Source organism: Legionella saoudiensis (genome assembly GCF_001465875.1).
Taxonomy (GTDB): Bacteria; Pseudomonadota; Gammaproteobacteria; order Legionellales; family Legionellaceae; genus Legionella; species Legionella saoudiensis.
This window is the reverse complement of sequence record NZ_LN901323.1, coordinates 460,095-472,937: the sequence shown is the minus strand read 5'-3', so window position 1 is coordinate 472,937 and position 12,843 is coordinate 460,095. Positions and strand designations below refer to the sequence as shown.

Genomic DNA, 12,843 nt, shown 5'->3' with positions numbered 1-12,843 from the left:
CATGAATATTATTTCAGCAATCAAGCGAAATTGGCGCTATTTGTGCATCCCGCCCTTATTTCTCACTGCAATCTTGACCGCCTTTATTCAATGCCATGCGTTACCTTTCATGCGCATGGAAACGTTTATTGGCTATGCAATTCTCACTCTTATCGGCATTGGTTATGGAGCACTTATCATTGCCGGCAATACACTTATGCGCAGCATAATGTTAGCTCTTATCGTAAGCTTTTTTGTCTTAAGCCAGCTGCAACTTAGCCCGCTTCACACCATCCCATACCGATATATTTTACTTTTTCTTGTATTATCCGTCAGTGCAGTTTTCTATATTATTATGAGCCGAGAATCTACCCGGTTTCGACTCGATACATTATTTGTTTTGGTTTTAAGTATTTATTGGGCAGGGGCTTTTTTTACAAAACCCTTCTTTAACACTCCTTTTTTAACTACTCAAAAAACCGCCATAAACAGTGAAGAAAATAAATCTTTGCCGCCTTATATTCATATTATTTTAGATGAGCATGCCAGTTTTGATGCACTCCCGTATGCTCAAGACTCGTATAATCAACAATTAGAAAACAAGTACATCCATCAAGGCTTTCATATCTATCCTCAAGCCTATTCCCGGGAAAACTTTACCGTTGGTTCATTTAGCAGTTTTTTAAATTTTAAATCCGTTGAAGATCTTGATAAGTATTACCAATCAGAGGGTGAAAATGAGAATAGTGTGCGAGTAAATAAACTATTCGAGCTCCTCGCTCAACAAGGATATCACCTAAACGTGGTGCAAACTGCCTATTTGGATTTATGCAAAAACAAGAGCAACCTGCCTTTAAGTTATTGCCTCACTTATCATTTTAATGAATTTGTTCCTGAACAAAGTAGGTTAAGCGTGCGTACAGCCGCATTATTAAATGGCGTGCTTATTGAATTAAAATTACAGGACATGCTTCGTTCTTTCAAAAACCTGCCTATATGGAAGTACATTGCCTTACATACTAAAACCGCGCAGCCCATAACGCCGGCAAGTGCCGCTGTGCGCGTTGTTCCAGAAGTACAAAAGCTTTTTAAAACAGTACAGCCTGGTAACGCCTATTTTATCCATTTACTTATCCCTCATTCGCCTTATGTTTTTGACAAAAACTGTGAGTTCGTGGGTGAAAATAGTGACCGCTTACAAGGCTATAAAGAGCAAGTACAATGCAGTCAAAAGATAATTGATAATTTGTTATCAACTCTGTCCTCAAATCCAGCAGCACAAAATAGTATTATTGTTATTCATGGCGATCATGGAATGCGCTTGCAGGGTACGAATTCTAAAAATAAAGACTTTTTAACCAGTGAGAATTTAAAAAGGACCTATAGCATTCTGTTTGCAGTTAAAAGTCCTTCCTTTACCGCTGGCACTGATGAACAACAGCTACCTTTAGACGCCTTATTAAAAAGTATACATGTTCATTCACATCCTATTTTGTCTTATGCGCCATCACAACAATATTTTATTATGCGCGATGAAACAAATTTAAAGATTATGAAAAAATATTCCCTAAAAACAAAGGCTTGGGATATTAATGAATTGCAACGAAGCTAATCGTTGGTACCAGCAGGATGGAAGTTTGATTACCATTAATGTGTACGTACAACCAGGTGCAAAACATAGCGAAATTGCCGGCTTGCATGGGAATGCATTGAAGATTCGCCTGCAAGCACCACCCATAGAAGGCCGAGCCAATGCAGCGCTCATAAAATTTATAGCCCAACTCTTTGAAGTCTCTACACGACAGGTGCTTTTAAAACGCGGTGAAAAATCACGCCATAAAACACTCCTCATTACTGGTAGTAAACAAGCCCCCAACACTATATATAACCCCATATAACCACTCTTTACAAAAAATCACCAATTAGAAATAATTTACGCGGGTACTTCACTATTTATACAAGCTCATTATAATCAAATGTACTAATGCAAAAAACACAGGGTTATCTTTGCTAGAAATTAAGGTGTAAAAAATGCCGGGTGTAAAAAAACATTACGCACAACTGGCTCAACATGAACATGTAGAGCCAGCCTATGCTCCATTGGTTAATGCCAGCCCCACAGCACAAAGACGAACCTCTTTTTCCTTTCTTGTGGATACGCCCCAAGCACTTAATGGACCCTACCCACATTTAGAACCTAGATTATTAAAAAGAAGCACATCTGCCCCTCCAGTAGAGTCAGATAATTTAGAGAGTTCAGACGATCAAGAAAGCCCCTCATTACCGCCAATATTTTCTTGCTCAGCTCAATATTCTGATCAAGATTCATCCGTTACGATTATTCGCAACACCGGGGAGCAAAAAAAATTTTATATTCTTTCTACTCTATCCCCTCAGGAACAAATTACCTTACAAACAGCCTATCCTTTATTAGCGAAAAGAATTTTGGGCCCGAAGCTAGATACAGGCTTCGCTCAGGTTTCTCGCCTAGGCCAAGGTACTTTTTCCTCGGTTCGCTTAGCGAAAGATGAACAAGGACAATTTTTTGCGGTACGAACCATTTTAAGCAAAGAAGAACTAAGCCAAAGCATACCGAATAAATCATTACCACGAGGCAAAGTATTATTCGATACTATGACTGAATTAGAAGCCCATGCCCTGCTAAAAACACAAAACCTTCATGGTTGTGTTCTCTTAACGGAAGATGTAGCCATACTTAAAACTCTTGCAGGAATTCAACTTTATCAATTTTTGCCTCTTGCCGACTTCGGAAATGGCAATAGCATGATTAACAAAATGGACTTTTTAAACGTAGTCGAAAAAAGGCAATTATTTGATTACATTGCCCAGCAGCTACTCCAAGCATTAGAGAAAATTCATGCACAAAATGTTGCAATTAATGATATAAAGCCCGCTAATATTCTATTTACCAGCACGGGCTCAGCCTTTTTTTCAGATCTAGGTGCCGTGAGTTATTTGGACTCACAGTGTAAATTAAAATGCGCGTCCATCCTCAAAGATCAACGTTATTTGGCCCCTTACCGTCCACTTGCCAAAGACGCACCGGATAGCGACACTTTATTAAAAAACCAACGCGGAGATTTATGGGCTTTAGCTTTGACTTTATTAGAGTTCTGGGATCAGCCTATGGTCACGGCATTTATTGATAAGGCTTTAACCCGTCGCTATTTCGAATCACCACCTCCGGTTATTACTGCGCAAGCTTCTTTGCCCTGCATAGGTTATTACATTGCCGATACTCACATACAGTCTATAACATTAGATGCACAAACAAGTGGCAGTACAAGTTCGGCATCAGCTTCCTCCCTTCCTTTTATACAAAAAACACCTGAAGAAGTGCTACATATCTATCAAGAGGAATTAGAAAAAGGCCTTTTCGCCTCAGCTTCTTTTACAGCGCTTCCCATGACTTATCAACTATTATTTAAAGCGATGTTGAATTTAGAGCCCCACTTCAACATGACTGCAAGCTTAACCTCATTACGCGCTAAGCAACACGATTCATCAATAGATGCCATGTATATTTTGCCGCTATTTGCAAAGTTCTTAACGGTTCCTGATGATAAATTTAACGCTGCTCTACTACCGCACATCATCCAACGAATTGAGGAATTATTAATTAGACTTGAAGAAAATACTTTTTTACGTAAACAAATAATTGATAATTTAACGAATTATGCCCCTGCTGATTTCGCCCAGTTTGTTTTACCTCTGGTGCAAAACCTGCGCGTTAAAACTTCGACCCAACCTGACACTCCTAATCGTTTTTTTTCGCTGCGTCCTGAAACAAGTCCGGACAAAGAACAATGCCTCATCAAAGAAGCGTTTATCAGCACTTTAGAGAAATTTTGCCAGGGCGACTTGCCTTATCATACTGTACTTAATAACTTAACAGATCTTTTGCCTAGCTTAGATAGTCAAAGAGGTAATACGCCATAAAAATAGTAGACTGATTACTACGGTATTTATAGGAATTGTAGCCCGTATTAGCGCAAGCATAATACGAGCTACGGCATCGTGTGCCAGGCTGCAATTTCTCTTAAGTAAGAACCATTAATTGCTTGTAACTAAACTATGGCAATTTCACAAACAGGAGATCAGGATGCTCAATCCCATCAAATAAAGGCACTTCATAGCCACCACGCACCCCATGCTTGGATAAAACAATTTGCCATAATTGCATAGAGCGTGCACGAAAACCGCCTGCGCAGGCTAATAAATAATAACGCCACATACGATAAAAACGTCCGTCATATCGAGATTGCAACATTGGCCAATGCTGTTCAAAATTAGCATGCCAAGCCATTAACGTCTTGTCATAATAAGCACCGAAGTTAACCCAATTTTCCATCACAAATAAACCTTCAACCGCCTTGCTAATTTGACGCATAGAGGGCAGCATACCATTAGGAAAAATATATTTATTGATCCACGGATCACAAAACGAGGTAGTTATATTATTGCCAATGGTATGCAATAAAAATAAACCATCATCTTGCAAACAATCAGATACTTTTTGCATATAGGTGCGGTAATTCAAATAACCCACATGCTCAAACATACCTAAAGAAACAATGCGGTCAAAACGCTCTTGCACTTCTCGATAATCCTGAAAACGGATTTCTACTGGCAAGCCGGCGCAATTTTTTTGAGCATATTCCTGTTGCTCTTTAGAAATGGTGACACCAACTACAGAAACACCATAATTTTCTGCGGCATATTTAGCAAAAGAACCAAAGCCACAACCAATATCTAAAACCCGCATGCCAGGCTTAAGTTTTAATTTACGGCAACTTAATTCTAATTTGTTCCATTGTGCCATATCCAAATCAGTGGCATTATGCCAGTAGCCACAGGTATAATTCATGCGGTGATCGAGCATGGCCTGGAATAAATCATTGCCCAAATCATAATGCTTTTGCCCAACAATAAGTGATCGTTTTTTCGATTGATGATTAATCAAACGCAACAAGATTAACTTCGGCCATAACCACTGATTCAATTTCACTTTATTTTCAATATCAGCTGTAAGGATGCGATCAAAAAATTGATCCAGCTGGGCGCAATCCCACCATCCCTCCATGTAAGACTCACCAAGCCCTAAGGAACCATCATTGAGAATGCGGGTATAAAATTCTTCATTATGAATTTGCGGATCCCAAGGCTCTTTGCCATTGGGTGTGACACCGGCCAAAAACAACAAATCATCAACAACTTTTTGAGCTGATTTAGAGTTCATAAGTAGCCTCTTGCTACCGTTGGGTGCTAAAGATTATGGATCATATATTTGAAATAATGCAAGTTTAATCAAGGACAACTGGTGGGCGATCATGGATATCCTTAATTTATCCTAAGGACAGACCTAGGTTTAACTCAAAACATTTCTTGTGGTTCTTGCTTAGGATTAGGCATTAAACTCATTAAGCTAACTAATAAAAACACGAATTGATTTAGGGTTCACCTTGAGGGGCGAGTTATCTTGCATCAGGCTAGAAACAGCGGTATTGTAATTAATATTCCATGGCCAACATTTAGTCACCTCGACAATGTTAGCGATTAAGGAGAACAGACATGACAGGGATTTTAAGTAGCGTTAGCGCTATGGCTCTTGCCCAACCCGGTCCTCAAGTTGCAGAAGCCTTAGTGCTTGTCGCAGCAGCAGTAGGTGTTGGTGGTTATTTTGCCGGAAAAGAAATTGTCCAAATTGTGCATAAAGACTGGATTGCCTATGAAGAAAAAAAACACAAAGCCAAAATGGAAGTCATCAATAAACTCCATAAAAAACATTTAGCAAATCTAAGTATTTCTACCGGTGCTGTAATTCCTGCATTACCCCAAATTTTTCAATTTAAAGCAGATAATAAAACGGTGGAATCACTTCATTACAATCCAGATGAACTCGATGATATTGGCAGTACCCCTCCGGAGGCTCCCGTACAACTTACCCTATACGAGCAATATGTTCTCGATGCCATTTTAAAGCTTAAAGAATATTATCATGACTTACCTCATAAAGATGATATTACTGGAGGGGTTTTATCCTATTTGTTAAATATCTTACAAAACAGATGCCTGGCCTTTGCCGGTTATGAATATGATATTACCTACCTCGATGCGCTGATTAGTTTTATTAACCAATATGCCTCTATAGAAAATACAGAACACAGCCAACATTTTAGCCGCTTAATGGATGTATATACTCCCTTAAAATACGCCGTACAAGAGCTAGAAAAACACAAAGAATCAATGTCCTTAAGAGATATGGTAGAAGAAGCGCGAAAAGCCTGTCTGGATACAAATAATCAGCTAATACGCCTGATGGTGCGAATTATAGTTCCTGAAAAATATGATGATTTAATTGGAACCGTAACTCATCGCGAACTAGAAGCAGACATTCTGCGCAAAAAATATGTCGATGTGGAAAAATGGGGGGTAATCTTTAAAAGCAAACATGAAATTGATTTACCTAACTCCATCTTCCATAACTGGATCATGGGGTTATCCAACTATTTTTTAGAAGCTCAAGACCCCACAGCCATCTTACATGGTAAGCCATTTATGCAACCAGACGAGCTTTTTGCCTTTATTAACTGGGCCCGCAATGTGGCAGCTCGACCCGAACCTGAAAAACTAACCAACCCAGACTATAAAATCCAAAAACAACAATATAACGATGATAAGAAAAAGCTCCATGATGCATTAAACTTAATCCATAAAGTCTTTGTTCATGCGCCATGCTTTGTCAACAGCAAACTACACAAATCAAAAACTAAAGAAGAGTTTATGGTCGTTGATAGCGATGAAGAGTTGCTTGCCTCGGCGGAATTTATCGCGCACTTTGGTCATTTAATTCATGGACTCATTTCCTTACAAGGACAATGCACTACCCTGTCCTCCCAAATCCAGGAGCTTGGTTTAAACTTTTTTAATAATAAGCAAAACTTTGACCGTACCTTCGCAACATTTAATGAACTTTATGCAGTGGTCCAGCAAGACTTACATCTTATGCAACAAAAGCTATTAACCATTGATTTAGCCAATGAAAATGTGATGCGTATTGCTTATAAAATTGAATTACAAAACCAGATGGATAAAGCATTAAAAAATGTAGCCTCCAGGCTGCTCGTCCTTGCTGATAAGGTCCGACATTATAAAAATAAATACCCCAAAACCCAGGAAGAATCTACGGAAGAATTACTTGCTGACGGCGAATTTTTTGCAAGAATGTATCGTCAAACGCCTCACCAAGAGCCCATCCCCGCAGACAGCGAGGAGGCGAGCTCATCTCCAGAACCTCAACCCTTGCCGTCACCAACGCCAATGCCCTCAACACTTATTCAGATGAAAAATCAACTAGGCCAACTAAGTAATCAATTATATACCGAAGTCGCGCACATCTCCGATGGCAGGAAAAAAGACCCTCACCAGCAAAAATATAATGAGATTTATGATGCGTTAAAAGACTTAGAATTAAAATCGATAAGCATGTTAGAAGAAATTGAGCAACAACAAGAAGGGCAGAAGGCAGTGGATCCTGACCGCGCCGATAAAGCGCAAAAACTCTATAAATTTACAGTTGCTTTATATGAATCAACCATAAGCTTTCTAAACCAAATACCAGAGGCGCGCAGCGAAGGACTAGAAGCGTTTACGCAAAAAATGCGTACGCAATTAAAGGCGCCAGAGAACCATGCGTTTATTAACCGACATTACAATGGTCTGTCTAAATGGATTAATGATCACGTGTGTTTTTTCCCCACTAACACCCGAAAAAAAGTAATGGCTTTAGAACATGCTTATGAAAGTTTATCCATCTAATTCAAAACGCCACCACATGGATTATCACTATAGGCTGGGCTGAAGCCCAGCCTACCCGTTACAGCGGGCTATTTAACGTATGCTTAACTACCTCAGTAAAGTTTTTTAACGCCTTTTCACTTTCCTCTTTAAAAAAAATAAATTTACTATTTTTCGGAACATACCTGACCCTTATTTCCGTTTCCTTCAATGTATTAACCAATCGCGTCTTTAAAACTTTAGGGTCCAGCTCCTCTTCAGATTTAGCCGTAGTAATAAGCTCACTAACCTGCTGCTCTAATTGCTCAGCTTCCAGCACCAGCAATATCGTGTCAAACATTAAGGGTCGTAAAAATGTATGACTTAATAATTCAGTGATCGGTTTTAAGACACTCGATAATGAAAACTTGGCAAAACCAGTTGTATGCTCTATTTGATAAATGGCTAAACATTGCTTTAAGGTAAGCAAACGTTGTACTAAAGACAGCTTATCAACCAAACCATTTACTTCGGTTGCACTCAATCGTTTAAAATCATGAGCACCAATTTGAGCATCTTGTTGGCAATTTAATGAGGCTGCTGAAGTAGCAATGATTTGCTCTGCATGCTGGATTAATAACTTTTTGCGCTGTTCTAAAGTTGAAGCGGGGGTTAGGGCAGAAGCAAAATTACCCACAGCATTTACTGCACTGGTCGCCAACTCATTTACATAGCGCGGAGTAAAATGTCCCACAACCGTCTGCGTTAGCGAGCTTAACATCCCTAACGCAAAACGCGTCACCCCAATCACCGTTCGTACCCCAGTAATACTCAGTGCTTTTTTCTTACTGATAGGAGGAATATGTTCATTTAAAGCCAGCCAGTATTCAGCAAAGTCGGGATAATTATTTTTTAAACTATTGGGCTCGGTTAAATCATTAGGTAGTAGCGTATCTTCGTTTAATAATTCGATGAGTTTTTTATAAGCAGTAATTTCCCTTAATGAGGCCATTTTACCTTCTAATAAGTTGCCTATTTTGGTAAACAGCGTATTGATGTTTTCACATTCGACATCAAATTCCCCGACTATTTTACCTGTGGCCTGCTCCAATTGTTTCAGCAATTTGTCTACTATGGGTTCTGTAGCAAGCCATTGTTCTACTTGCACCAATAAACCAGGTCCCGGTAGCTGTGCCGTTTCGGGCCATGTTGCTTGTACTGCGGCAATGTGTTCTGGTGCCTGGCAATACTCATCAAGACGTTTTTTGAGCTCCTTTGCCGCATAGTTAACGCCAGGTTGTTCTTTAAGAATCTGAGCTAAAACTAAAGAGTTGCCCTGATTAATTGATTGATAGCGCAGTAAATGATGATAATAAGTTAGGGCAAATAATAAGGTTTCAGGAGAACCAATACTGGGTAAATGCATTCGTTTCCCAGCCTCTTGGTTATAAAAAGGAGCTCCCAATTTTTCAGCAGCGGCATTAATCTTAGCTGCATAGTGCAATCCCCACAAAAAATTAGCCTCAATCTGGGCTCCTTCGGCAATCATAGCCCGAGCCGCAAGCCAAGACTCTGTCTGAGAGTCGCTAACTTTGGTCGCTAACTCATCAAGCTCTGCGCCCCATGCTAACCACCATTCTGTCAGATTCATTTTGCCTTCCTCATTTTAGGAAATCACCATAATGCCAAGCACTCATGAATATATAAGTTCATTGCCACAAAATAAATAAGTATATACCAAGGTGCAAACAAGAAAGCGCTAAAAAGCCACCAAATGGGGTGCTGGGAAAATAGCTATAAGAAGCTAGCAAATTTATAGTTGAGATGAAACGCTACATCACCTAAGTTTCAAGAGCGAACCTGTGAATGCAGCATATGGTTTTGCTGCATTCGAGGCCCAGCTTTTTCTTAGGATGTACTACTTATTAATAACAACTCGAAGCGCTTGCAATTGCAAAGCCGCACTATCCATATAATGCTCACTATCGTTAAGCTGCTGTTTGAAAAAATCAATTTCATCCTGACGAATAGCAGGGTTAATTGCTTGCAACGCCTCAAGCCGCTCCACCTCATAGCGAATGCTTTTACGCATTTGCTCTTTTGCCTGCTCAACAATCTCAGCTAATTGCCCTTCAGCCACTAGTTTGGTCTTTGCCAAAATGGTTTCTACCATCTCATGTATTTGGGTGATGATTGGATAACCCAAATGACGTTTAACCGATTGGCACATCTGGTTCAATTGCGTGTAGTCCAAGACCTTAGAGAGGTTTTTACCGGAAACATCCATAAATACCCTAATTGGTGTTAATGGTAAGAAGCGATCCAATTGCAAATGTTTGGGCGAAGCACAATTGATCGTATAGAATGATTCTAAAAATACGGTGCCTGGTGCAATACTTTTCACCGAAATCGTTCCTAAGGTTGCATTACCCACTTCTGAATCGAGAATCATTTCCATACTTTCACTAACCATGGGATGTTCCCAACTCAAAAATTCCATATCCTCGCGCTGTAATGCTTTAGGACGAGCATAAGTAACCGTCACCCCCTCTTCCCTTAATCCTGGGAAATGGCTAGTTTTCATATGATCCGTAGGATGTAAAACTTCAGTGCCTTCAGAATGGTATTCATGATCAATACCGTATTCATGGAACACTTGCGCCATGTAGTTTTCTAAATCCAAGCAGTTTTCTTCCGCTTCAATGTCGGCGATCAACGTTTGAGCTTGAGACATATTGCAGGAATTCAACTCCAATAAACGATCTCGTCCCTCATGCAAGGCTTGATTAATTTGTTCGGTACGCAATTGAGTATCCGCGATGAGCTGATTGAGTAGGGTGTCATCGGTGGAGTTCATGGCCTGATCTAAAATAGGCAATAAACGTTCCGCAAATTCTTCATAAAGTGAAAAGCCAACTGAACAACTCTTCGCGAATAAATTTATCCCTTCATGATACCAACGAAACAGTTTTTCCTGAGCTGTATTCATTAGGTAAGGAACATGAATTTCAATATCATGCTGCTGGCCTATACGATCCAGACGGCCAATACGCTGTTCTAGGAGATCGGGGTTTATGGGCAAATCAAATAGAACTAAGTGATGCGCGAATTGGAAGTTTCGCCCCTCACTGCCAATTTCGGAGCAAATCATTACCTGAGCGCCCTCCTCTTCCTCAGCAAAATAAGCTGCAGCACGATCGCGCTCAATAATGGATAAACCTTCATGGAAGGCCGTACTACGAATACCTGCACTTAATTTAAAGTGTTGTTCTAAAGCAATCGCTGTTTTTGCTTTAGCACAAATCACCAAGACTTTTTGCGGGAAGAGTTCTTTAACTTTATTAGCAAGCCAAGCAACTCGCGGATCACGCCCTAACCAAAGCTCTTTATTTAGGAAATTCTCTGGGGATAAATTAGTAACTCCAGATTGTCCTGCAAGCGAGGAGTAAAGCTCTGGCCGCTCCAAAGGATAGGCATGTACATGACGCTGTGGGAATCCTTGAATTGCGGCACGGGTGTTACGGAATAATACACGGCCAGTTCCGTGGCGATCTAAGAGGTTTTTAATAACCCCCTGGATGTCTTCCCCTTTTATTGCACCTAAGTAAGCATCCAACTGCTGCCTTAATTGCGAGGGTAATTGACTTAATGGTGTATGAGTATCATAGGCTAAAAGTTCTTGTACCAACTGATTAATCTGTTGATATCCTTCTTCTTCCTTCTTAAATGCGGCAAGATCATAATATCGAGAAGGATCCAGCAAGCGCAGGCGGGCAAAATGACTGGCGATCCCTGCTTGCTCCGGGGTTGCCGTTAGTAGGAGCAAACCTTTGCTTTGAGCAGCTAAAGCTTCCACACATTCATATTCAGGGCTTACATCCGTTTCTGACCATTGCAAGTGATGCGCTTCATCAATAACCAATAAATCCCAGCCGCTTGCAATCGCTTGCTCACGAGCCTCATCATGTTCCATGAGGAAATCTAAACTACATAAAACCAAGGTTTCGGTTTCGAAAGGATTGGCTGTATTGGGCTTTACTTCATTTTCGTCCAATTCCTCGTCATAGTCATAATCATCTTCACCATAAGTATCGGGCGTTTCTTTATAACGACTGGCATCAATAATCGAAAAATGCAGATTAAATCGACGAATCATTTCCACAAGCCACTGGTGAATTAATGATTGCGGTACCACAATCAATACCCGATTAGCGCGTCCAGTGAACAATTGGTAATGGAGGATCATCCCTGCTTCAATGGTTTTACCTAGCCCCACCTCATCCGCGAGTAGTACACGCGGTGCATGGCGTTGCGCTACTTCGCTGGCAATATAAACCTGATGTGGTAAATGACTGGTACGCGAGCCTAATAATCCACGAACCTTAGATTGCTGTAACCTGCTGGCATGATTTAAAGTATCAACTCTTAAACGGAAAGAACTTAGCTTATCCAACAAACCACTAAAAAGTCGTTGTTGTGGCGTATTTAAGTTAATAAAACAATTTAATGAAACTTCACTTATTTGGATTTCATCCCCTGTCTCATCAATACCACTATAGAAAAACAGTCCCTGACGCTCCTCAATGTGAGTTAGTCGTATTTTCTGCTGTTTACTGGTAACAACTTCTTCGCCTTCTTTATAAATAATGCGACTCAATGGCGCATTATCCGTAGAATAAATACGTTCCTCACCCGCAGCAGGAAAGCTGATGCTCACTTGCCTGCTACTTAAATCTGTAATAATCCCCAAGCCTAATTGCGATTCAGTATTACTTATCCACCGTTGACCAATGCTAAATGTCATAAAAAATACTACCTTTTCTTAAAAACCAGCTAGAATAAACACAACAAACCAGTATATCTCTTTTTAGGACATCTGTCTTAAAATTAGGGCACAAAATAATTAAAAAATACAAATAATAGATTCTTTAATTGGCACCTTTTACATTTTATTGCTAGTGGCTTGGAAAAAATATTGTAAAAACAAGGCAATAGCATGATAATAGCCGTCCTTACCATTGCTGAAAGCACTAATATGTTCTTTTTTTGAACTCAATGTTTGCTTTT

At 40.0% G+C, this 12,843-nt stretch carries 7 protein-coding genes; 4 read left to right on the top strand and 3 right to left on the bottom strand.

The genetic code is table 11. The annotated features are described in order from the left end of the window. Position 1 precedes the first annotated feature (1 nt). The 3 genes from BN3124_RS08245 to BN3124_RS08235 all read left to right on the top strand — a co-directional run bounded on the left by BN3124_RS08245 (position 2) and on the right by BN3124_RS08235 (position 3,939). Complete coding sequence (locus BN3124_RS08245; RefSeq protein ID WP_058534320.1) at positions 2–1,591, top strand: sulfatase-like hydrolase/transferase; 1,590 nt, start codon at positions 2–4, stop codon at positions 1,589–1,591. Continuing rightward, positions 1,572–1,877: a DUF167 domain-containing protein gene (locus tag BN3124_RS08240; RefSeq protein WP_058534319.1), complete on the top strand. Its 306-nt coding sequence runs from the start codon at positions 1,572–1,574 to the stop codon at positions 1,875–1,877. Before BN3124_RS08245 ends, BN3124_RS08240 begins: the two co-directional genes overlap by 20 nt. Before the next feature lie 133 nt (positions 1,878–2,010). Further along, the gene (locus BN3124_RS08235; RefSeq protein ID WP_058534318.1) at positions 2,011–3,939 is read left to right on the top strand and encodes a protein kinase domain-containing protein; all 1,929 of its coding nucleotides are present in this window, start codon (positions 2,011–2,013) and stop codon (positions 3,937–3,939) included. Positions 3,940–4,072: 133 nt separating this feature from the next. Here the strand turns inward: BN3124_RS08235 and cfa are convergent, their stop codons facing one another. Beyond that, positions 4,073–5,239 carry a cyclopropane fatty acyl phospholipid synthase gene (gene cfa / locus BN3124_RS08230; RefSeq protein WP_058534317.1) on the bottom strand — a complete coding sequence of 389 codons (1,167 nt, stop codon included), beginning with the start codon at positions 5,237–5,239 and terminating at the stop codon, positions 4,073–4,075. 332 nt (positions 5,240–5,571) lie between these two features. Here cfa and BN3124_RS08225 point away from each other — a divergent pair, with 332 nt between their 5' ends. Then, a complete protein-coding gene (locus tag BN3124_RS08225) occupies positions 5,572–7,818 on the top strand; it encodes a hypothetical protein (RefSeq protein ID WP_058534316.1) in 2,247 nt (748 codons plus the stop codon). 58 nt (positions 7,819–7,876) lie between these two features. Here the strand turns inward: BN3124_RS08225 and BN3124_RS08220 are convergent, their stop codons facing one another. Then, positions 7,877–9,427, bottom strand: a complete 1,551-nt coding sequence (locus tag BN3124_RS08220) for a hypothetical protein (protein ID WP_058534315.1) — start codon at positions 9,425–9,427, stop codon at positions 7,877–7,879. A gap of 267 nt (positions 9,428–9,694) precedes the next feature. Then, positions 9,695–12,580, bottom strand: a complete 2,886-nt coding sequence (rapA, locus tag BN3124_RS08215) for an RNA polymerase-associated protein RapA (RefSeq protein ID WP_058534314.1) — start codon at positions 12,578–12,580, stop codon at positions 9,695–9,697. Positions 12,581–12,843 lie beyond the last annotated feature (263 nt).

What these genes read in the sequence shown, in the direction of transcription:
- BN3124_RS08220 (WP_058534315.1), bottom strand. Translation starts at nt 9,427, where the DNA reads ATGAATCTGACAGAATGGTGGTTAGCATGGGGCGCAGAGCTTGATGAG.
- BN3124_RS08225 (WP_058534316.1), top strand. Translation starts at nt 5,572, where the DNA reads ATGACAGGGATTTTAAGTAGCGTTAGCGCTATGGCTCTTGCCCAACCC.
- BN3124_RS08235 (WP_058534318.1), top strand. Translation starts at nt 2,011, where the DNA reads ATGCCGGGTGTAAAAAAACATTACGCACAACTGGCTCAACATGAACAT.
- rapA (WP_058534314.1), bottom strand. Translation starts at nt 12,580, where the DNA reads ATGACATTTAGCATTGGTCAACGGTGGATAAGTAATACTGAATCGCAA.
- BN3124_RS08245 (WP_058534320.1), top strand. Translation starts at nt 2, where the DNA reads ATGAATATTATTTCAGCAATCAAGCGAAATTGGCGCTATTTGTGCATC.
- cfa (WP_058534317.1), bottom strand. Translation starts at nt 5,239, where the DNA reads ATGAACTCTAAATCAGCTCAAAAAGTTGTTGATGATTTGTTGTTTTTG.
- BN3124_RS08240 (WP_058534319.1), top strand. Translation starts at nt 1,572, where the DNA reads ATGAATTGCAACGAAGCTAATCGTTGGTACCAGCAGGATGGAAGTTTG.